At 39.3% G+C, this 21,704-nt stretch carries 25 protein-coding genes; 4 read left to right on the forward strand and 21 right to left on the reverse strand.

Features of this window, described 5'->3' with window-relative positions; translation table 11 throughout:
* Positions 1 to 177: 177 nt before the first annotated feature.
* The 3 genes from thiI to ezrA form a co-directional block, all read right to left on the reverse strand.
* On the reverse strand, positions 178 to 1,386 hold the full coding sequence (thiI, locus tag D1B33_RS15770) for a tRNA uracil 4-sulfurtransferase ThiI (RefSeq protein ID WP_118877368.1): 1,209 nt from the start codon (positions 1,384 to 1,386) through the stop codon (positions 178 to 180).
* On the reverse strand, positions 1,361 to 2,530 hold the full coding sequence (locus D1B33_RS15775; RefSeq protein ID WP_118877369.1) for a cysteine desulfurase family protein: 1,170 nt from the start codon (positions 2,528 to 2,530) through the stop codon (positions 1,361 to 1,363). The genes thiI and D1B33_RS15775 overlap by 26 nt, the downstream gene beginning before the upstream one ends.
* A 122-nt stretch (positions 2,531 to 2,652) precedes the next feature.
* Positions 2,653 to 4,362: a septation ring formation regulator EzrA gene (gene ezrA, locus D1B33_RS15780; RefSeq protein WP_199677433.1), complete on the reverse strand. Its 1,710-nt coding sequence runs from the start codon at positions 4,360 to 4,362 to the stop codon at positions 2,653 to 2,655.
* A gap of 303 nt (positions 4,363 to 4,665) precedes the next feature.
* On the opposite strand from ezrA, the gene hisJ reads away from it, so the two are divergent.
* Together hisJ and D1B33_RS15790 are read left to right on the forward strand one after the other, a co-directional pair.
* Complete coding sequence (hisJ, locus tag D1B33_RS15785) at positions 4,666 to 5,457, forward strand: histidinol-phosphatase HisJ (RefSeq protein ID WP_118877371.1); 792 nt, start codon at positions 4,666 to 4,668, stop codon at positions 5,455 to 5,457.
* 16 nt (positions 5,458 to 5,473) lie between these two features.
* Positions 5,474 to 5,953, forward strand: a complete 480-nt coding sequence (locus D1B33_RS15790; protein ID WP_118877372.1) for a GAF domain-containing protein — start codon at positions 5,474 to 5,476, stop codon at positions 5,951 to 5,953.
* Positions 5,954 to 6,073: 120 nt separating this feature from the next.
* On the opposite strand, the gene D1B33_RS15795 is transcribed toward D1B33_RS15790, so the two are convergent.
* Positions 6,074 to 7,993, reverse strand: a complete 1,920-nt coding sequence (locus D1B33_RS15795) for a sensor domain-containing diguanylate cyclase (protein WP_233549508.1) — start codon at positions 7,991 to 7,993, stop codon at positions 6,074 to 6,076.
* A 417-nt stretch (positions 7,994 to 8,410) separates the two neighbouring features.
* Between D1B33_RS15795 and rpsD the strand changes: the two genes are divergently transcribed.
* A complete protein-coding gene (rpsD, locus tag D1B33_RS15800) occupies positions 8,411 to 9,013 on the forward strand; it encodes a 30S ribosomal protein S4 (protein ID WP_118877374.1) in 603 nt (200 codons plus the stop codon).
* Positions 9,014 to 9,098: 85 nt separating this feature from the next.
* Here rpsD and gvpU read toward each other — a convergent pair whose 3' ends face one another.
* From gvpU to garR, 17 genes are all read right to left on the reverse strand, one after another.
* Complete coding sequence (gvpU, locus tag D1B33_RS15805) at positions 9,099 to 9,503, reverse strand: gas vesicle accessory protein GvpU (RefSeq protein ID WP_118877375.1); 405 nt, start codon at positions 9,501 to 9,503, stop codon at positions 9,099 to 9,101.
* A gap of 2 nt (positions 9,504 to 9,505) precedes the next feature.
* Complete coding sequence (locus tag D1B33_RS15810) at positions 9,506 to 10,894, reverse strand: midas domain-containing protein (RefSeq protein WP_118877376.1); 1,389 nt, start codon at positions 10,892 to 10,894, stop codon at positions 9,506 to 9,508.
* 33 nt (positions 10,895 to 10,927) lie between these two features.
* Positions 10,928 to 11,251 (reverse strand): gas vesicle protein, encoded by a 324-nt coding sequence (locus D1B33_RS15815; protein WP_118877377.1) that lies wholly within the window; start codon positions 11,249 to 11,251, stop codon positions 10,928 to 10,930.
* A gap of 24 nt (positions 11,252 to 11,275) precedes the next feature.
* Positions 11,276 to 11,560 carry a gas vesicle protein K gene (locus D1B33_RS15820; RefSeq protein ID WP_118877378.1) on the reverse strand — a complete coding sequence of 95 codons (285 nt, stop codon included), beginning with the start codon at positions 11,558 to 11,560 and terminating at the stop codon, positions 11,276 to 11,278.
* Positions 11,526 to 11,804, reverse strand: coding sequence for a gas vesicle protein (locus D1B33_RS15825; RefSeq protein ID WP_118877379.1), 279 nt, complete (start codon positions 11,802 to 11,804; stop codon positions 11,526 to 11,528). The genes D1B33_RS15820 and D1B33_RS15825 overlap by 35 nt, the downstream gene beginning before the upstream one ends.
* 55 nt (positions 11,805 to 11,859) lie before the next feature.
* Positions 11,860 to 12,660, reverse strand: a complete 801-nt coding sequence (locus tag D1B33_RS15830) for a GvpL/GvpF family gas vesicle protein (RefSeq protein ID WP_118877380.1) — start codon at positions 12,658 to 12,660, stop codon at positions 11,860 to 11,862.
* Between the two features lie 3 nt (positions 12,661 to 12,663).
* On the reverse strand, positions 12,664 to 12,921 hold the full coding sequence (locus D1B33_RS15835; RefSeq protein WP_118877381.1) for a gas vesicle protein GvpG: 258 nt from the start codon (positions 12,919 to 12,921) through the stop codon (positions 12,664 to 12,666).
* Positions 12,918 to 13,688: a GvpL/GvpF family gas vesicle protein gene (locus D1B33_RS15840; protein WP_118877382.1), complete on the reverse strand. Its 771-nt coding sequence runs from the start codon at positions 13,686 to 13,688 to the stop codon at positions 12,918 to 12,920. The genes D1B33_RS15835 and D1B33_RS15840 overlap by 4 nt, the downstream gene beginning before the upstream one ends.
* Before the next feature lie 15 nt (positions 13,689 to 13,703).
* Entirely contained in the window at positions 13,704 to 14,621 is a 918-nt protein-coding gene (gvpN, locus tag D1B33_RS15845) for a gas vesicle protein GvpN (protein ID WP_118877450.1), read from the reverse strand.
* Positions 14,622 to 14,647: 26 nt separating this feature from the next.
* Positions 14,648 to 14,911 carry a gas vesicle protein GvpO gene (gene gvpO, locus D1B33_RS15850; RefSeq protein WP_118877383.1) on the reverse strand — a complete coding sequence of 88 codons (264 nt, stop codon included), beginning with the start codon at positions 14,909 to 14,911 and terminating at the stop codon, positions 14,648 to 14,650.
* A 59-nt stretch (positions 14,912 to 14,970) separates the two neighbouring features.
* Positions 14,971 to 15,231 (reverse strand): gas vesicle protein GvpJ, encoded by a 261-nt coding sequence (gene gvpJ, locus D1B33_RS15855; RefSeq protein ID WP_118877384.1) that lies wholly within the window; start codon positions 15,229 to 15,231, stop codon positions 14,971 to 14,973.
* A 30-nt stretch (positions 15,232 to 15,261) separates the two neighbouring features.
* Positions 15,262 to 15,711, reverse strand: coding sequence for a gas vesicle protein GvpQ (gvpQ, locus tag D1B33_RS15860; RefSeq protein ID WP_118877385.1), 450 nt, complete (start codon positions 15,709 to 15,711; stop codon positions 15,262 to 15,264).
* Positions 15,712 to 15,724: 13 nt separating this feature from the next.
* Positions 15,725 to 16,291, reverse strand: coding sequence for a GvpT/GvpP family gas vesicle accessory protein (gvpT, locus tag D1B33_RS15865; RefSeq protein WP_233549509.1), 567 nt, complete (start codon positions 16,289 to 16,291; stop codon positions 15,725 to 15,727).
* 34 nt (positions 16,292 to 16,325) lie between these two features.
* Positions 16,326 to 16,574, reverse strand: coding sequence for a gas vesicle structural protein GvpA (gene gvpA / locus D1B33_RS15870; RefSeq protein WP_118877386.1), 249 nt, complete (start codon positions 16,572 to 16,574; stop codon positions 16,326 to 16,328).
* A 303-nt stretch (positions 16,575 to 16,877) separates the two neighbouring features.
* Positions 16,878 to 18,197 carry a gluconate:H+ symporter gene (locus D1B33_RS15875; RefSeq protein ID WP_118877387.1) on the reverse strand — a complete coding sequence of 440 codons (1,320 nt, stop codon included), beginning with the start codon at positions 18,195 to 18,197 and terminating at the stop codon, positions 16,878 to 16,880.
* Positions 18,198 to 18,466: 269 nt separating this feature from the next.
* Complete coding sequence (locus D1B33_RS15880) at positions 18,467 to 19,894, reverse strand: four-carbon acid sugar kinase family protein (protein WP_118877388.1); 1,428 nt, start codon at positions 19,892 to 19,894, stop codon at positions 18,467 to 18,469.
* 5 nt (positions 19,895 to 19,899) lie between these two features.
* A complete protein-coding gene (garR, locus tag D1B33_RS15885) occupies positions 19,900 to 20,790 on the reverse strand; it encodes a 2-hydroxy-3-oxopropionate reductase (protein WP_118877452.1) in 891 nt (296 codons plus the stop codon).
* A 267-nt stretch (positions 20,791 to 21,057) separates the two neighbouring features.
* Here garR and D1B33_RS15890 point away from each other — a divergent pair, with 267 nt between their 5' ends.
* Positions 21,058 to 21,672 (forward strand): GntR family transcriptional regulator, encoded by a 615-nt coding sequence (locus D1B33_RS15890; protein ID WP_118877389.1) that lies wholly within the window; start codon positions 21,058 to 21,060, stop codon positions 21,670 to 21,672.
* Positions 21,673 to 21,704 lie beyond the last annotated feature (32 nt).

Consider the following 21,704-nt stretch of genomic DNA (forward strand, 5'->3'; position numbering starts at 1 on the left):
TTTGATCTAAAGCTTGTTCTGCACCTTGTACGACAAGCTTGTTACGGCCTCCGCTGTTGTTTGACATTTCTCTCACCTCCTTGTGCATATAGATTGTGCGAAAATCTTTTTTTCATACACACACAATTAAAGGTAACTATTTCCTATAAAATTCAAAACAAACAGACTAATGGGCTTCTATAATAATCCCTCAAATTTATCTTTTACTTTATTTGTTTCAGGGAATTTGTAGACTTCCCGGTTTCGGACCGCACGTTCAATCAACTCATCGAATTCCGTAAAGCTTTCATAATAATTGATTTTCTCCACTTTCGGTTTCGTTTTTGGGTTGGCAGGCGTAAAGATTGTACAGCAATCCTCATAAGGCTGTATGGATGTTTCGTACGTGCCGATTTTTTCAGCGATCTGGATAATTTCAAGTTTATCGAACGCAATTAACGGGCGGAAAATGGGTGTATGTGTTACATCATTAATCGCTGTTAAACTTTCCAGCGTTTGACTTGCTACTTGCCCTAAACTTTCCCCTGTCACAATTCCCAGAGCACCAATTTCTTCACGGACTTTATCAGCAATACGCATCATCAATCTGCGAGTCGTCGTCATGCTGGTATTGCTAGGAACACTTTCTTTTATCAAAACCTGGATCTCGGTAAAAGGAATCACATGCAAACGAATATTTGCACCGAATTTCGTTAATTCGTTTGCCAATTCTTTTACCTTTGTTAACGAATTTTCACTTGTATAAGGCGGGCTAAAGAAATGAATCGCCTCCAACCGAACACCGCGCTTCATCAACAAATAGCCTGCAACAGGGCTATCAATCCCTCCTGAAAGCATCAAAAGCGATTTTCCATTTGAACCAACTGGCATACCACCGGCACCTTGCACAATTTGCGCCATCATGTAGATTGCATCTTTGCGAACTTCAATTCGCAGTTCCACGTCAGGGTGTTTTACCTTAACGGAAAGATTCGGATTGTTTCTTAATACATGCCCCCCAATTTCACGCTGCAATTCGTGAGATTCCAGAGGAAATGATTTATCTGAACGGCGAACTTCCACTTTAAAGGTAATATCTTGATTTTTATATTGCTCCATTATAAGTAGAGACAATTTCTTCATCTCTTCCAAGTCTTTCGCACAAACCGCGACAGGGCTGAAAGATTGGATACCGAAAACTTTTGGCAGTTTTTCCATCAGCACTTCGAATTGCTCTTCGTTTTCAATCCGAATATGCATTCGGTCGCGTTCCGAAAGGATGTCCAATGGCGCTATGTTTGAGAATGTATGGCGAATATTTGTGCGAAGACGGCTTATGAAATCTTTTTTATTTCTTCCTTTTGTTGATAACTCACCATATCTAATTAAAATTTCTTTCCAAATCATTTTTTAGTTCTCCTTTTAGTTCCTTCATAACTTCTGTAAATGCTTTTTTAAATTCTACAATGTCCTGATCTGTATTCAATGCCCCGAAGCTTAGTCGAATAACGCCTTTTTTATAATTCGGAACAATATTTAACGCTTCTACTACATGGCTCGTTTTCTTTTGCTTTGAAGAACATGCACTCGATGTGGAAACAAGTATGTCCCTTGCTTGAAGGGCATTAATTAATATTTCCCCTTTTAAATCCTTTACACTAAACGATAAAATGTGGGGTGCACCTGATTTCGTCGAGAGTATATGAATATGTTCACCGAAGTCCGCCAAAAATACCATTAACTCTTCATGCCATTTTCGGTATTTAAGGCGATTTTCATCCATCTTTTCAATCGCAATGCGTGCCGCTTTCGCAAGGGCGACTGCTTGAGGAACTGCCACAGTTCCGCTTCGAAGCCCGAGTTCCTGTCCTCCACCCAGCAAAAGGGGAACGATATTCATCTTTTTGCGAAATGCAATAATCCCTGAACCTTTGAGTCCATGGATTTTATGACCGGATAGTGAAATGAGATCCGGCCCTTCCTCGCCATTAAAGAAAACCGGCAACTTTCCAAAGCTTTGAACGGCATCTACATGAAAAGCAGCGCGGGATTTTTCATGAATAAGCTTTGCTGCCTCTTTAATCGGTTGGATGGCGCCCATTTCATTATTTACATGCATAATGCTGACAAGAACGGTATCTTTACGAAGCTTTTCATCAAGTTCTTTCAATGAAATCACGCCTGCTTCATCAACATCCAGATAGTCTACTTCATAGCCTTCGTGCTGCAATGATTTTACAGCCTCTAAAATAGAAGGATGTTCAATTTTTGTTGTAATTATATGTTTTCCTTTATGTGTATTTGCTTTTGCTACACCAAGGATTGCAAAATTATTGGACTCGGTTCCACCGGCCGTGAACAATACGAAACGATCTTCTGTATGAAGAATCTCCGCCAGCTGGCTTCTTGCACGATCCAATAAAGTATTTGCTTCCACACCCGCTCCATGAATGGAAGATGGGTTGGCATAGAAAGATTCATTCACTTGCACAAATGTATTTAAAACCTCTTTTAACGGTTTAGTTGTAGCACTGTTGTCTAGATATATCATTGTATTTCCCACTTTCTAACTTACATTTAAAAATTGGAATCTCTTTAGTCAGTAAAGAAAGCCACCAACACAAAAGTGCGGTGGCTTATCCCTTTAATTATAACGCAGCTGTCAAGTATGCCTCATTTCTCAACTTTTTCGTATAACTCATCCTGTACAATTTCTTCAATACGTTTAATGGAACCGGGCTCTGCCAACTCAACCGCCGCTGCTGCATCTTCTAACGCTTTTATGTAACGGTATTGATTGAATGCATGTTCTGCATCAAGCAATAGTTCGTTTACCCGTTCATTTGCAGCACGGTATCGGTTGCCGTACTGAATCATTCTCTCGATCAGCATGACATTCTCGATCATTTCCTGCGCGTGTTCACTTACTTCTTGAATACATTTTTCGGCGTTATCCAAGTTTGCATTCACATGGTTCATATTGAGAGGGATTTCCTGCAAACTTTGCATCACGATGAATATTTGCTCTTCCGCTTCTTCCAAGCGAGCATCCATTTCTTCCGGAATGCCGGGTATATTGGCTCTGCTTAACTGCCGGTCCGTTTCGTGCAATAGCCGTTTTAAAGAATCGAGTTTTTTGCGCGCTTTATTTTCGTCTATGCGCAAGTTTTTCAAGCGATTTGAAAACTGCTCTTGTTCATCTTTTATTCGTTCGATTTCTTCGCTGATTTGCATTAGCTCCTCTTGCAGACTTGAATAAGCGGATTTTTCTTCCCTTACACGCATAAGAAGCAATTCAAATCGTTTTTGAATGATTTCAAGTTGTTTAAGCCCCATCTTAGGAACTTCCGCTTCTTTTTCCGATAGATGATAGCTGCTTTGCACAAATACTGTTTCGTGGCTAATATCCCTTGTTGCCTGTACGACCTCATTTAACGTATCCAGGGTAGGATCACAGTTTCTGTCCACAAAGTTTCTTGCCAGCACTTCTTTTTCCAATAGATCATAATAATTTTCCAGGTCATCATTAATTTCCTGGAGTCTCGGCGCAACAGCCGATACATCCAATTCCGCCAATTTGCCTTTCAATAAATCAAGCTCGGCTTCAAGTTCGTCCAAGTATAGGTTCAGCTCCAAATGATTGAGGTAATAAGATTGATCTTCCATTTCACGTTGCCCATTGCGGAGGTCGTGAATCGTTGAAGGAATTTTTGTTTGGATTTCCGAGAGCAGCGTCGGGACTTCCATCAATAAATCATTGATCTCTTGAGCTTCACTATTTAGTGCCAGAACAATTTCCCTTGCCTGCAAGTAGTTCCCTTCCACCGTCAGTGAATCGAATTCTTCAAATTTCGGGATGAATTGCTCGAGCCTTTTTTCCAAAGCCGGTAAAGCCGGTCCGAAAGAATACTGATGGGCAAGCAAAGTTTTTCTTGCGGAACGGTAATTTTCTTTTATTTGTTCAATTTCGATACGGTTCTTTTCTTCACTGCCAATCAACTCATCCAGTTCGCCAATAATCTGGTTTTTGCTTTTTTCGCACTCCGCAATATATTCTTCGATTTCACGTTCTACATTCGAAGCTTTCTTGAATTTAAACCGATCTATGTATTCTTCCGCATCAAAAAGCATAGAATCAATCTTGGTTATGTGAACATCCATGACTTCTGTCCAGATATTACGCCAATGTTCAAACATTTCTTCTGTTTGTCCATTCATATTTAACGCTTTTACTTTAGTAAGCTCCTCAAATATAGGATAATGCTGAATTTGCATTTTTTCTTGTTCAAGTCGCTGTATAACAACATTATGTTTGCGACGGACAAATAGACCGCCGATAAATAATGCTAATAGTACGATGACGACAATGATGATATACTGCATCATAAGCCCCCTATTCCAAAATCACAGTGCCTGCTACCATTTGTAACTATAATATACCATGTTTTTTTTCATTTGTTTAAAAAAATACAGGATTTTGCTAAAGTTAATTGTAATTCACTATATTAGATAACCGAAGTATACGATTGTTAACAAAAATTTGAAATAAATGAAGCATTTCTACCGTCAATAATGAAAGTGAAATAATCATTTAAATTAGCATAAATTGTATTACCCTTTGTATAAGTTTTGTTATCAATCAATAAGTTAATAATTATGTACATTTTCAAATTGGAGGTTATGTTGATGAAACGAGACGGCCATATCCACTCGCCTTTTTGTCCACATGGTACGGAGGATTCATTTGAACAATACATAGAAAAAGCAATCGCTTCAAATTTCGCGGAAATTACCTTTACTGAACATGCTCCGCTGCCAACGAATTTCACAGATCCTACACCGGATCGAGATAGCGGCATGAATCCGGCCCATCTAACAAAGTATCTGGAGACTTTGCAACAATTGAAGCACAAATACCGCGACCGGATTCTCATAAAAACTGGATTGGAAGTTGACTATATTGTTGGGTATGAGACCGAAACACAAGCGCTGCTTGATATAACGGGCCCTTTGCTGGATGATGCAATTTTATCAGTACATTTTCTAAAACATCAAGATACTTATGTATGCATCGACTTTTCACACGAAGTGTACCTTGATTTTGCCGAGAAAGTCGGTGGAGTTGAATCGCTTTACGAGCTGTATTATGATACTGTTTTAAAATCCATCGAGGCAAAGCTGGGAAGATATAAACCTCGAAGAATCGGACATCCCACACTTGTACATAAATTCCAGCTTGCACATGGAGAAAAAATCGATGATGCGCATCGCATCAGTGAGCTATTGACAAAAATGAAAGAAAACGGCTATGAGTTGGATGTCAACAGTGCCGGCTTAAGCAAAAGCCATTGCAAGGAACCCTATCCGCCAATGAATATGATCGAGTTTGCCCGTTCCATTTCACTGCCTATGGTTTTCGGTTCAGATGCGCATAGCGTCAAAGATTTGCACCAGCACTATGAATCTATTTTTAAATAATTTTGGAGGTCTAGTTATGTTTACTAAAATAAATTATGAAGGCAATGTTTCGAAGCAATATGAAACTTTATCAAAACAATTGGATGCATTACTGGAAGGAGAAAACGATTTAATTGCCAATCTAAGCAATGCCTCCGCATTATTGAACCAATTTCTGGACAATATCAACTGGGTTGGTTTTTACCTAATGAAGGATGGCGAACTTGTTCTGGGACCGTTCCAAGGTTTGCCTGCCTGCGTGCGAATTGCGGTTGGACGGGGTGTTTGCGGAACAGCTGTCTCCAAGGGGGAAACGATGCTTGTCGAGGATGTTCATGCATTCCCTGGACATATTGCATGCGACGCAGCATCCAATTCGGAAATCGTCATCCCTTTAATCAAGAATGATGAAGTAATCGGCGTACTGGATATCGATAGTCCCCTAAAAGCACGCTTTACCCTTGATGACCAACATGGCTTGGAATTATTTGTTCACACTTTAATGAACTCTTTATAGAATAGTGCAGCCCGCTAGCCTAGAAAATGGCCGGCAAATTGGCGCTCTTAAAAACAACAAAAATTACTGCCGTATAAACGAAGTGAACCCCACTTTCGAATTATATTGGCAGTAATTTTTTTATGATTGCAGCAGCATCGATTGAGTAAAAAGAGAAACTCTGTTTTTGCCATTCGATTTTGCGTGGTAAAGTGCAGTATCGGCATGTAAAAAGATGGACCGATATTCAACCGCTTGTTCGGCATTCCATATAAGCAGACCTGCCGAAACGGTTACAGTGGGATTCGTCTCCCCGGGAACTGACGCAATAATTTCATTTGCCAATTTGATGGCTTCGTCTGCCAGAATATTGGGAACATACACCGCCAGCTCTTCTCCACCCCAGCGTGCGCAAACTCCACGGGTCCCGATTACATTCTTCAAAAGGCTGCTAATCTGAAGAAGCACCTGATCCCCCACAAGGTGTCCAAATGTATCATTCACTTTTTTGAAATTATCAATATCAATAAGCAAAAACATCCCTGAACTGTCATCGCTCAATGAAGCTTCCACCGTCTTTTCCAAGTATCTGCGTGCATGCAATTTTGTAAGATGGTCATAATCAACCATCTCCTGCAACTGATTTCTCAAAATTGAGTTCGCAATCGCCAAGGACGAATGATGAATCAGCGATTGCATTAATTTGAAACTATCAAAAGAGAAAAAGTAAGACTCGCGATGCAATACAAGACTAAAGCCGTAAATATTTTGCTCAATCAGCATCGGAATGGCCATCATTGAATTATATTTCAATTGTTTTCCTTTGTTGCGGCTCAAATCTGCTATGAACAAGGCCTCTTGATTTTTTTCAAAGTGCTTGGCCACATGCTGAATATATAGCATTCCCTCATCGGTATGGAACAAATCGGTTGAACCGAGTGTCATTTTCAACTCTTCTTGATTCTTTAGAACGAAGCCAATTTCCATAGGCTTAAACGCTTTTTTCAATTGCTTATGTAAAAAAGCAAACATTTCATCACTATCTAATTTCATATTCAAACGATGCGAGGTTTCATTTATAAGTTGAAGATCACCGATTAATCGATAGGATTGGTGATAAAGCTTTGCATTTTCAAGCGCATTTCCTGAAGTATGGGCAAGCATATTAATGAACTCTTCTTGATTTTTTGTGAAAACATACGAAATTGGGGCGCTAACTTGCAATATTCCATAAATCGCCTGTCTTCCTTTAATAGGAGCATGCAATATACAACGATTCAAATCATGCGCCCGTTCAATTGTAACGGTCCCCGATACAAATGCTTCAATAGAGGACGGCCTTTCCGAAAGGTAATCAAACGGCTTTATCTTGACCCTTGTTTGGCGATCTTGGTCATTTGATAATACCAACTCCACATTCAGGTCAGGAAAATTCTCCTGAATGGCAACCAATACATTTTCCAGTATCAAATCAATGTCCATCGAAGAATGAAATAAGCTTGTCATGTTGTATAATTTACGATATTGACTTTCATTTAGGGCAATATCTTTATTTTTCAGCAATTTACCGAAAACTTTCGTTATAATATCTACAAAGTCACTGAAAAGTTCACTTTTAGCGAAACTTTCCCATTTCGTTGTAGCTTTCAGAAGCATAATATTGTATAAACCAAGCTGTTCATTTTTCAGTAATATCAACTGGGTAAAATCATCATATCCAATTTTTTCGCAAAGACTTGATGGCATGGAAACAAAACCTTGATCGGAGAAATGTGCAGTGAAATCATTTAAAGGCAATTCATTTAGTTTAAGTGAAATGGAAGGTTTGATATCAACCGGTTTGGTTGAATCACTTTCGTACAAAAGAAAACAGCATTGCTCAATGTCAAAATATTGTTTTAAACTATCCATTAATAATTGGATATAAAGATCATATTCATTTTTGCCATGCATAGAGTCGATATACAGACTTAGCAGATCTGATTTAATCTTTGTTAAACTCTCAAGATGCTCTCTCATTAACTCACCTTTTCTCATATCAATCACTTTGTAATTGAACATTGCAGTACCAAATCTTTACTTTATTTTAGGTTAAATTGTACACTTTTCGTGACATTTTGACTACCACTTTTTGAATTTGTAGGAATTTTTATTCAATAACTATATTCTCTATAGTACTACTTAATGATAACTTTAACAATTCCTTTAAATCATAAGTCTATTTATTTACATATTGAATTAACAATTATATTTCTTGACGTTCTTATTTAAAAATTATACAATATACCTCGTGTAAAATAAATGCAGCAGTTGTATAAGCTGTGCCTGAATTTTATTCCTCTATGTCTGTTAGATGGTGTATTGTGTAACCCATTCGGCTGCATGGGCGAAGATGCAAGAAAATAAAATTCAGCTAGTGTCGGGTACAACTGGTTTTGTTTTATACAAAAAACCAAATTAAAAGGAGGAGACAACATTATGTCTCGTTATACAGGTCCATCTTGGAAATTGTCACGTCGTCTTGGTATTTCATTAAGCGGCACAGGTAAAGAATTAGAAAAACGCCCTTATGCACCAGGCCAACACGGTCCAAACCAACGCAAAAAATTATCTGAATACGGTTTGCAATTGCAAGAAAAACAAAAACTTCGTCATATGTATGGTATGACTGAGCGCCAATTCAATAACTTATTCACTAAAGCTTCTAAAATGAAAGGTGTTGTAGGTGAAAACTTCATGATCCTTCTTGAAACTCGCCTTGACAACCTAGTTTACCGTTTAGGTTTAGCTCGCACTCGTCGCGGAGCTCGCCAATTAGTTAACCACGGCCACATTTTAGTTGATGGCAAACGCGTTGACATTCCTTCTTACAGCGTACAACCAGGTCAAGTGATTTCTCTTCGCGAAAAATCTCAAAGCCTTGCTGTAGTTCAAGAAGCAATCGAAGTAAATAACTTCGTACCGGATTACTTATCATTTGATGCAGACAAAAAAGAAGGTACTTTTGTACGTCTTCCAGAGCGTTCTGAATTATCTGCTGAAATCCAAGAATCATTAATCGTTGAGTTCTACTCTCGTTAATAATAAGCGCTTCTTAAATAGCACTAATAAAAACCCTAGGATTGCTGAGCTTTCAGCATTCCTAGGGTTTTCAGCTTTATTTTGCTCAAACTTCTTTTTGATTGCCTTCGAAGATTTTCCCCAAGAAGAAACCATCAATCTCAGCCAACTTTCCGCGCCATAGGAATTCTCCTTTTGACGGCGTAGGTTTGCTGTCCCCGCAATAGACTTTCGTTTCCTTCATATGAATAAAGTAAGCTTCCGAGCTATTATTATTTTGAGCGGCTTGTCCCGCCTCTGCCAGCTGCTCACTAAGAAACTGGGCAATTTCATTTCCTTCTTCGAATGTTTCACTTAACGTATTGAAATATTCGTTGGCAGATATCAATGTTCCCGTAATAACGGAACCTTTCACGTTTAACGTAATATCTAAAGTGAAATCATGTTGATTTGCTGCTTGAACAAAAAATTCAAGGATATTATCCTTTGTTCCGCCAGAACTACCGCTCATTTTTACATCTCCTTTCTTAATCCATCCAGGATCAGATAGGTTTCATCATCGGAGAGAACATTAAAGGGTTGTTCCTTGATTGATCCTTGCAAGTTCATTTCTTTTTGCTCGGAATCGCCATTTCCATTATTTTTGGATTGTTTGTTATTCGGCTCCTCCTTCGCGCTCTTTTTTTCAGAATCGTCGCCTTCCTCTTCCTTCTGTTGGTCTCGGTTTTTCGATTGTTCTTTACCAGCCTTTTCTTCTTTCACATTATCCTGGCTTCGATTCTCTTGATTCTGCTGTTCCTTACCTTCTTTATCTTTATTTTTGCTCTCACGATTTTGCTGTGCTTTTTCTTTATCTTTATTTTGCTCTCCAGTTTCTTTCTGATCAGCTTCTTTATTTTCCGAAGTTTTCGATTCGTTCACTGATTTGCTGTCATCTTGACCAGAATCCGACTCCCGGTTTGAACCATTTTTGCCTTCAAGCATCTTTGTCAGCAGCTCTTCGATTTTCCCTAAACGATTTTCAAGATTTTGTGTCTCTTTTTTTAATGATTCATGACTTTCACTCATCGCCATTTCATTTAAGCCAGATTGACTCTTGTCATTGCTATTTGCGTTTTCTGTCTCTTTTGATTCACTTTCTTCATTCTGCTTCTGTTTGCTTTGAGCTTGTGATTCAGCATGAGGGCTGCCATTTTTAGCATCTGCATTTGCAGCATTTTTTTCATCCTCTTTTTGTGATTCTGCTTTAGGATGACTTTCTTTTTCTGCGGATTTCGTTTCACCATTCAATTGATTTTGTAAATAAGAATCCGAATCGCTGCTGTCATGTTGGTTTTGCAATTCCGTCTGCTCTTGATTGTCATCGTTTTGGTTTTGTGAACTTCCTTGGCCTTCTACTTTATTGTTTGATTGCGGTTGCCCACTCATTTGAGCTTTTCCATTCGATTGTTCCTTCTCTTGATTCTCTGGTGTTTCACCGTTTTTTGATTGAATTAGATTCGCCAACATTTCTTCCAATCGGTCCAAGCGACTATTAAAATCCTGATTTGTTTTACTATCTTCATTTTGGCTCTCGGTTTGGTTTATACCTGCAGATAGGCTTGTTTCATTTTCCGTTTCGTTCTTATCAGATTGATTCTCTTGACTATCATCATCTGCTTTATTGAATAGTTTAGAAGGCGAATTCAAAATGGAATCAACGGCTTTCTTTGAATTTTCTTTTACTTTTTGTCCTAGACCTGATCCTGTTTCCATCAGTTTTTTGCCATTTTCAGGATCAGATAAATATCCGACGGTAGCTCCGATCAATCCCCCGGTAATGGACCGTTTAAGATTGCTGCTATTTAAATTATTTCCTTTAGTTTCCTCTGTTTGTGTTTGTTCTAATTTTGTTTCTGTCATATGAAAACCTCCAAATTGTAATAAGTATTAAAATCAAGATTCTATTATGTTAGAATCCAATGTTTTTGCAGGCAGCCTCTTTTCAAGGGTTTCAAGTCTTTCCAAGAGTCTTCTATTCTCTTCTTCCAATGCTTTGGTATTCTCCGTTGCCTTCGATGTAAGGTAAGGATCTGTTTCCCACCAGTCCATGCCAATTTCCTTTGCTTTATCAATGGAAGCAACAATCAATCGTATTTTGATGGTTAACAGTTCAACATCCGCAATCCCTACCGAAATATCCCCTGCAATGACTACACCCTTATCCAATATTTTCTCAAGGACATCCACAATCGTGCTGGATTGCATTGAATGTTCCATTTGACAGTCCTCCTCATCTATTTATCAAAGCAAGCTTCCTAAAGGACCAAGGTCTATATTTAAATCTTCATCATCAAGACCGAAAATCTCTTTTAATTCCTCCATCTTTTCCTCTAGATTCATTAATGCCTCACCAAGGTTTTCAATTTGTTCGTCGGTCAGTGTGCCGCCTTCCACACGGCGAAGCGCATGCCTTTCGACTATTTGCCTTAGCAGTTCAATAATGGTTAAAACCAACTGAGCCAACCCATGCTCCGCGTTGTCTGGATCTAGATTAATTTTTCCATTTGTCTGGTTGACCGGTTGCATCGATCAAGGCCTCCTTCTCTAAATCAAATTCTTCCGATGATATGGTTTTACGTCCTTCCATTTTGCTCTGTACAAGGGATTCCACGGAAGCAATGAGTAATCGCAAATCCAGATAAACCAGGTCAACTCCTGCAATAGAAATAACCAGATCCGCCTTTAACGCTACACCCTTATCCAGAATTACATCCAAAATATCGATCAAGCCAATTTCTTTATTTGCCATGGTCTCTCTTGTTGAGTACATCTTCTCACCCTCAGTTCCATCAAATTCCCTTGGCGAATTTCAGCCCTGAATGAAATTAAAAGCTGGTAAAATGGTAAGCGGGCCATGGACCGGTTGCTTCAAATTTCCATCCTTTTTCCTTCATGTCCTTTTCATATCGTCGGACTTCTTCCAAAAAGGATTCAACCTTCGTTTTGGGAATCAGGTATACACTATTCCAGGTCATGTCCTCTTTTCGCCCTGTCACGTCATTGCTCCACGCTTTTTTGACATCTCCTCGAAGGGCTAGCCCTTTCAGCTGTAAATGTATTTTTTCACTCGTTTTGTTTTTTTCAGCTTCCAGCTCGGATTCAATCAATTTGTCTAGCTTTTTCTTTTCAAAAAATTGCTTCCCTTTTGATAACTGGCTGATTTCCTCTTTTTTGGCTTCAATTGTTGGATTGTTTTCGCCTACTTGTTTTTTGAGCAAATGATCATCGCAGTAAATTTTCAGATTCCATTCTTCATTGCCCTTGATCAACCCAAAAGTATCAAGCAATTTGGCTTCATTTTCGATGACAGCATTCTCCAGGCTGTCTTGATTTTTATATAATGTGCAAAATTTCAAGGGAACAATTGTATACAAGTTCGCTAGCTTCAGCACTGTCTCATGATGGTGAAAAGCTTTTTCCTGGAGCCATTCCATATCATTATTAATGCGTTCTTTCAACATTTCTTCCGAATAGTTTTCTGCATCAAGATTACAAACAATAGCAGTAATCTTTCCTACCGGGATCATGTAAATGTCACCATTTCCGTCAAAGTCTTTTAAAGCCGGCAATGACTGTTCGGCTTCCTTTGATGGAATTAATCCATATAAATAAAGCAAATTTCCCATTCACTAGTCTCTCCTCTTTGCCATCTCTTCCCACTGCTCCATTTCCAGCCGTTTTGCAGTTTCATAGCGGATAATCAACTCCTCCTCCTGTTGTTTAAATACCTTTTCCGGAATGTCGCCAAGTTCATACATCATTTGAAGTTGAATCAGCTTCTGCTGGATGGTAGGCAGGTCATAAAACTCTCGATCAGCCTCTTCTTTTACCTTTTCCGCTATTTTAATGACAAGGTTAATCGGGGCGGATGCTAGTTTATGAATCATCCGGCATCTTCTACTTTTAATCGGATATTGACAAAGTTATAGGCTGGCCAAGGACCGCTATAGCTGAAATCAACCTTGTCTTTCCACTTCTCGTAGATTTCATTTACCTTTAAATCAAACTCTTCTTCTTTGTCTCTATCCACAAGAAATGAAGCATTTAAGAGCATTTTTTCTCCTATCGGATCATTCACTTTTGAAGCTTCAGCTAATTCCTTTAATGGGTTCAGCACTTCCTGCTTCATCTCATTTTGCAGGGAAGCGACAATTTTTTGCGCTTCGTTTCCAAGTTGAATCCTCTCATAATAGCTGGCTGCCTCCGATTTTCCCTGAACGGCTTGCGCCATCTTCTCAATCTTGGCATTGCCATGTACTTGGGAATGAAGCCATTCTTTTTTTCCAATTACCTTTAATCCAAGTTCAATTTTGCCTTTAATCTCCGGGAACAATTTTTCAAATTGGGGATAAAGATTCTCAAGCAGCACACCGACATCCGCTTTTGAATGAAAGACATTGCCGAAACTTACGGGAATCACAGTCTGATTTTTTTCCATAATCTTCGAAATGGCTTGTTGGTGCATCATTAAGTTTTCTTTATTGGGGTGGTAAATTTTCAATGGCGCTTCGGCAGCCACAATTCCAGCATCTTTGTATGGAATGGTGAACAGCTGTTTGCTTTCGCCTTCTATTTCAATCTCGCCAAAATCCACATCCTCTTCAATTTGGATTCCGCAAAAAATATAAACGCCCAATTGTTCTTCTTGATTCATCGTCGGACACTCCTTTTATTTCTCGTTAGCATCCAAGTTATGGCATGCATCAATAATCATTTCTTCCGCTTTTTTTATTGGTTCTTCCGTTTCTAAACAACGGCTTAACTGGTGACCTACAATATCAACGCATAAACGCTGAAAACTCGTATTTGTCCCATCAATCGGTATCCCTTCTTGTACCGCCAATTTGGCAATCATTAACGATGCCCGAAGACTTGGCCCGCTATCCTTGCATGCTTTGCGCAATTCGGCTACAAGGGCAGTAATCGCTTCTGCTTCTCTTTTTTCAATATCAAACTTCTTACAAAGTATCGCTGCTTCCCTATGATTTTCTTTATGGTCAATAAAAATCGTTATAAGACGATCAAGCAATGCATCTTGCGTTTGATAGACACCGGCATATTCTTCGGGATTGCTCGTGAAAATCACTGAAAAATCGGGATGCACCCGGACAAATGATTCCGTTAGCTTCGTGCCGTATAATGGCAAAACTCCTTCTTCCAAAATAGAAAGAAAGATATTATTCGTGCTTGGCTGGGAACGTGTAAATTCATCATAAACGAGAGTGTATCCCTTCTTGACCGCTTCCAATAATCTTCCGTCCTGCCATGTTTCCGTTACATTCTCTTCTCTTTTGTAAACGGAACGAATATAGTTATCTACCACTTTTTTGCTTGAATATCCCGTAAAATCACCAATTAGATCTTTATTATTCAACTCATGGTTACCGTGGATTAGCATGATGGGTCTTTTTCTTTTTTTTGCAAGAGCGAGTGCCAGAGAAGTTTTCCCCGTTCCGGACGGTCCCGTAAAATGAACCGGATAACCGGCTTTCAAGTATTGCAGCGAACGGGATAGCAAGTCTTCCGTTATTTCGTCTTGTATAATCCCGCTTCTATTTTTGTTGATTTTCGTCCTTAAGACTGTCACTGTTTTTGCACCTGCTTCCACATCTGCTATTCTTGTTTAATGGAGCTTCTATAACGAATGTCCCTTCTTTTGTAGGAAGTAATTTCTTTGTCCTCATTTAACAAAACATCATAAATTCCAAGCATTTCATCCTTGGCATACTTTTTCATATATTCCTTTTCTTCAATGACTTCCACCGTCAATTTCCAGCCATGATCTCCATTTTTTTCCACAGCTGTTATTTTATGAACAGGTGCAACGAATTCATTGAAGAATTCCGTAACATTTCCGATGATTTCTCTAATTTCCATTTCTGCCTCCTAAGCGTAAAGCAGGCCAGGGCTAGTTTCGCCCCGGCTAGCATCTTCTCCTAGATACTGAAACGAGCACTTCCTTCACTTGCCCCCTCGGCAAGCCTGTTTTCGCTGTACTCATCTTGCAGTAACCCAACGGCCTCGGCATAACGCAGCCATGTATCTACACTCGCAATTACGACTCGAGCTTCAACGGTTAATATTTCGATGCCGACCACCGATACTCTTACAAATGCATCTATGACAATTCCTTTGTCCAATATTCGGTCAATAACCTCTGCCAGACTTGAACTATCCGTACTTTTTTGAAGTGCCATTTTATTCATTCTCCTTTCTTGCATGGTATTTTAGGAAACGATTGTTTTTATATCATTCGAGGATTTGATATCCCTTGCACTTTTAATCTTGGTAGCACTTTTGATATCTTTTGAAGTTTTAATACTGTTGACGCTTTTGATTGTTCGATCTTTGTCCTGATTATTCGCCGAAGAGATTTTATCTTGAAACTGCTTCCCGGCTTCTACCGCTTTGCCCAACTTTTCTTGCGCCGCAAGCAGAACCTCCTGGGTTTTCTCTTTGGCTCCTTGAGCTTTATCTTGGACTTCATCGGCAAAATTGTCTCTTGCATGTTCCATTTTCCCGGTTAGTTGGTTGGCCTTATCTTGTATATGGTCCTTTACCATTTCTTTACCATTTTCAATGACTGTTTCTTTTACTTTTTCTTTGATGGGTTCCGGGGTATGTTCCACAACGTTTTTCACAACTTTGCCTACTGTTTTTTTAAGCTCTTTGTCCATAAAGGCATCCTCCTTATTTGGACTCCACCAGTTCACCTAACATCTTTTCTATTTTTTCAAGCCGTTCATTTAAATGTTTATTTTCTTCCTTGATGTCCTCATATTCGGAAGATTGGCCTTCTGTAGCCGTGTTCGGTGCCGATGCCCCGGATTCTTTTCCCTTTCCAGGAGATAATATTCCGTTTTCCACTTTATTGATGTAGCCCATCGCCAACTGTTTGAAGCTGCTTTGTGCCTGATCGGCCAGCAGTTCCTGTGCCGTTTTCTTAAATTCCTTGCCTGCAGCCTTTACAAATTCAGATTCCCCTAAATTTCTCACTGCTTTCTTGCCGTTTTCGGGAGTGGCCAGCAATCCGATTCCCGCTCCTATCAAGCCGCCCAGCACGGCAAGGTTGAGGGAGTAATTGGCTCCTTGGCCTTTCTCATTTTGTGATTCGTTTTGTTTCTCATTTTGTGTTTCACTTTGGGGTTCAACTTGGGGTTCATTTTGCCCCTCGTTTTGCATTTGTTGTTTTTCTACCTTTTCCTCACTATTGCTTTCTTCTGGGGAAATCTGGTTAGTCGTTTCGTCCTTATTCATGTAAAACACCTCATCCTTTATTTATCATTTTTAGCTAGAAACCCAATTGCGGACTTCCATTCAAACGATTTTCTTCTTGTGCTTCATCAGCCAACAATCCGACAGCCTCCGCATAGCGAAGCCAAGTATCCACACTAGCTATGACGACTCGGGCCTCGACTGTAAGAATTTCAATCCCAACCAAAGAGACTCTAACAAACGCATCAATCACAATTCCCTTGTCGAGAATGCGATCGATTACTTCAGCAAGACTGGAACTATCAGTACTTTTTTGAATGCTCATGTCTTTGTCTCCTCCCAACTTTTTTCTAGATATAATACTAGATGATATTTTTCGGTATAATTTGTAATAGCCTTGTAGACGGGTGATTAAACAAGAAATTATTACCCATTCAACCCATTTATTTCTTCTATTTGCTTTTATGTCATATTTTAAGTATTGAAATTATCAATAAAATAGGGACCCCAGTATCCTAAAACTTATTTATTACAATCGTGTTAAGTTTTTTAAAAATAAAAAAGAACATGAAATTCCATGTTCCCAGCAAAAAAGGCGAACGCAGTTTTCCATACGTTCGCCTTATAACTATATAAACATATCTAAAATTAATACGGCTATTAAACCAATTACAGAAATAATAGACGTTAGAACTGTCCATGTTTTAAATGTTTTCCCCATCGACATATTGAAATATTCCTTCACGATCCAGAAACCGGCATCGTTTACATGAGAGAAGCCAACACTGCCTGCACCCGCAGCCAATGTCATTAACTCTGGACTGGCACCTGTTACTGCAACGATCGGCGCCGCTATTCCTGCTGCCGTCATCCCCGCAACGGTTGCCGAACCTAAGGCAACACGCAAAACCGCTCCGATTACCCACACCAAAATGATGGGGGAAAGAGTCGTACCTTCCATTAATCCTGCAATGTATTGATCGATTCCGCTATCAAGCAATACTTGCTTGAACGCACCGCCGCCCGCAATGATTAATAGAATCAACGCGATTCCTGCTGTTGCTTCGGCAAATGTATTCATGATTTTTTTCATATTCTTGCCACGGTTAAGACCGAATGTGAACATTGCCACAATTACGGAGATTAATAACGCTGTACTAGCTGTACCTATAAAATCCGTGAATGGACGGATAGCAGATTCGGGTGCAAAAATTTCGACGACTGTCTTGATCCCGATTAGGATTACCGGTAAAAGAGCAGTTAGCATACTTGTCGCAAATCCTGGCATTTCATGGTCTTCAAAAGTTTTAGGCGTAAATAATCCTTTTGGAATTTCAACCTCTAAATCTTCTTTTTTGAAGACTTTCGTAAACAATGGACCTGCTACAATAATAGCCGGGATGGCGATCAGTATTCCCCAAAGGATGGTTTCCCCAATATTGGCGCCGAAGATTTCCGCAATCGCTGTCGGGCCGGGATGTGGAGGAACAAATCCATGCATAGTGATTAAAGCCGCAATTACCGGCAGCCCGATATATAGAAGCGGTACACCTGCTGCTGTTGCAATCGTAAAGATTAATGGAATGAGTACAACAACCCCTGTTTCAAAGAATAAAGCAATCCCTACTACACTGGCAGTAACTACTGATGCCAACTGAACACGTTTTGTTCCAAAAGCATTCAACATCGTAGTGGCAATACGCTGCGCCCCACCGGAGTCAGTCATCAGCTTTCCTAATACGGCCCCGAAAATAATGATCATCGTTAAACTGCCAAGGGAATTCCCCAATCCGGTTTGTACGGATGCCATGGCTTCGGTTGGCGTCATTCCTTCCAACACAGCTACGACTAACGATGCAATAATTAAAGAGATGAAGGCGTTTAACTTTAATGCCATCATCAGAATTAGTAAAAGCACTACTCCTATAACAATTGAAATTATCGGCATAACATTCCTCTTTCTTTTCAGAAGAATGCGCTAGTTTACTCAACTCATTCTTCTTTTGAATTATTTATTTGTTCATTAATAAGCATACAAATTTGGCCATTACCGGCTCCATCGATCTTGCATTTCTGCCATAATCGTCGATAAGTGTGCATCCTTTCAGTTTTCATTTTTTAATATTTCATCAAGATGGCGTGTTGCTGCCAATGAATGATAACGGAAACGGAAGCTGTTGCTTTCAAAGTTTTAACTTAACTGGTAAACCCCTCGTCTTACCCTTGCAGCAGTTCAGCCACTTCTTTTAATGTAGTTTTCGTTCCAACATTACCAGGGAAGATAACATAAGGCAATACCGGGAATTTTGAATCGTCTCCTGTATACCAGACAGGAATGCCAGGCTTCACTTGTCCAGCAACTATGGCATGTTTAACGCCAAGGCCATTTGTGCCAATATCGCTTGATGTTATGCCGCCTTTGGCAATAATATAGCTTGGCCGCACTTGCAATCGTTTGACAATATTTGTTACAGCATTTGAAATTCTCACAGAGAGCTTCAATTCTTCTTCTTTTTTATCTTCACCAAGATCCAGTCGTTCACGTCTAGTATAAACGGAAACAGTTTGCCCTTTTGCTATGAGGTCGTTTGTTAATTCAACAATGCGATCTTCCTCCGCCTGAAAGGCTTTTTCATCTAAGACCAAGTGAACATCAAATTCAATAAAATGAATGAAATCGCATTTTTTCAGTTCTTCAAATTGTTCCGTTGTTTTCTTTACATGGGAACCAATCATGATTAATCCGCCATTTTGGGAATCCTTTACAAGCTCTTCACGTGTAAGAAGCGGACGGTCGCTTACTCCGCCAATTACTTTTGTTAATGCAGCGGCACTTCGGAACATAAATTGTTTTCCACCCTGCATCGCACGAACCAACGCAATGACAAACACTTTCACATCGATATAATCAACCGCATTGACGATAATTTTATTAAAATCTTTTACAGCCATTAATTGACCTGAAATCGTTTCAATATTTAAAGCTCGCAAATCTTCAAGCGCAATAGATGTTGCGTCAGCCGCTTTATAACGGCCCTCGGATTTTTCCTCAGCCCATTCCGCCAAATTCGATGAACGATAGCCAAACGTACGGTCCTTTGCAAACTCGGTTTCTCCGGCAGGAACCAATTCTTCGTCGTATTGAACGTAATGAATATTATTGATTGTAAAACGTCCACCCTCCTGGAAGAATGGAAGTATCACTTCTCCATCAAACTGAATGGATGATTGCTTTTCAACCGTTTCTTTCAGCACCTCTGTTTCCAGAGGGTAATGCCCGCGCAGAGTAGAGTCGCCACGGCTAATTAGTATAAAATCTTTATTGAACTTTTTTGCCGTTTCCAGCACAATGGACGCAATTTCCATATGCGCTTTTTCTGTTTCTTGGGCAGTAAAGCCACGGGAATTCGTAAGGATAAAGAACATGGCATTATCTTCGGCAAAGCCGGCTTCAATGCTGCCTTTTGTCCAATCTGTATAAACTGAAATATTATGTACAGTTTGAACACCAGTAGGATCATCATCCAAAACAATAATTTTTTTATTTAACTGGGCAAGTTCTGCTGCCAGCAACTGGTTAACTTTTTCTGCATCAGGCAAAGTTGGAATCTTTTCGAACGTTTCTTTCACATTTAAATTAGTCATTTCACTTACACTCGCTTTACTTCGACATTCGCCAATTTTTCATAATATTGAACAATTCCACCGTGGTCATCCATCACTTTTCCGTCTGCTTTGAGCGCATGGAAAATCTCCAATAAATGGCTTGATAACGGAAGCGGCACATCCATACTGTGGGCTGTATCCATAACATTCGTTAAATCTTTCATATTAATGGCAATCGTTCCGCCTGGTTTAAAGTTGCGGTCCAAAATTAATGGCAACTTCGCATCTAGAACGGCACTTCCCGCCAAACCGCCGCGTATTGCTTGATACATTTTATCGATATCGATTCCTGCTTTAGCAGCTAATACCAGTGCTTCCGACATTGCTGCAATATTCAAGTTTACGATGATTTGGTTTGCCAGTTTTGCTGTTACGCCACTTCCGTTGTCCCCAACTAAAACAATATCTTCTCCCACTGCTTCAAATACATCTTTTACTGAATTGAAGACTTCTTCTTTACCGCCAGCCATAATGGATAATGTACCATCAATTGCTCTTGGTTCTCCTCCGCTTACAGGGGCATCAATCAGATGAACTCCCTTTTTGGCAGCTTCTTTGGCAATTTCAATGGAATCGACAGGAGAAATTGAACTCATATCAATAATAACAAGGCCTTCTTTAGCTGTTTTTAAAATCCCGGATTCTCCAAGAACCGTTGATTTTACATGCGACGCAGCAGGCAGCATTGTGATGATACAATCACATTCTTTTCCCATTTCCATAACTGAACCCGCTTTTGCCCCATCTTCGACCAGTGCATCGACTGCTTCTTGATTAATATCGAAAACCATTACTTCAAAACCAGCTTTTAATAAATTCAAAGACATCGGTTTTCCCATAATTCCTAATCCAACAAATCCAATTTTTTTAATCAATTTCATTCGCCCCTTTGATGATTAAATATCTTATCCATTCAATCTATTGTAAAAAAAAGCGCTTTCATACCGCTAAAAAAAATAGTACACTAATTTTTATAATTTTGTATACTATTTTATAACATTGTACACATTTTTATTTATATGTACACCTTTTCGTACTGTTGTGTACAATATAATTAACACATTATCAAAATGTAAAAAAATGCTTTATAATCTAGAAGAATAGAATACTTTTGCGAATACAACATTAGGAGTCGAACTAACTTGAAGAAAAAAGAAGTACATAACTATACGTACGCATACGAACAAATCAGAGATCAAATTTTATCCGGCAAAATCGATCCTAATACGAAGCTTACGGAAGAAAAATTGGCGGAGCATCTCGGCATTAGCCGCACACCCGTTCGTTCTGCTATTGCCAAATTGGAACAAGAAGGCCTCATAAAAAATAAGCGCATTTTTATACCCACGCAAACAGATATCCGTCATATATTTCAAGTTCGAATGTTGTTGGAAGGGTTTGCAGCTAGATATTGTGCGGATTATATTAGTGAGGATGGTATCGCACGCTTGAAAGAATGTGTGAAAATAGGACACACAGGAACCACAGAGGATATTATGGAGGCAAACTTCCTTTTTCACCAAATAATTGTAGAAGAAACTAAAAACCTAGAAATTGTTCATATTATCGATCGGATGCAATCGATTATTTATTTGCTTCGAAAAACGGTTGTACTGCAAAAAAGACCTCATTTAATTGAAGAGCATGCTGCCATCCTTGAAGCCATTGTCTCACACGACGGCAATTTGGCCGAAAAGTTAATGATTGAACATCTGCAAAAAGATGTAGAATTCAGCATTCATCGTCTTCGTATGTAAAAATAATAAACTATTATATCCATGATGCCTAT

It is taken from the genome of Ureibacillus yapensis, from assembly GCF_003515775.1.
In the GTDB taxonomy this organism is placed as follows: Bacteria; Bacillota; Bacilli; order Bacillales_A; family Planococcaceae; genus Ureibacillus; species Ureibacillus yapensis.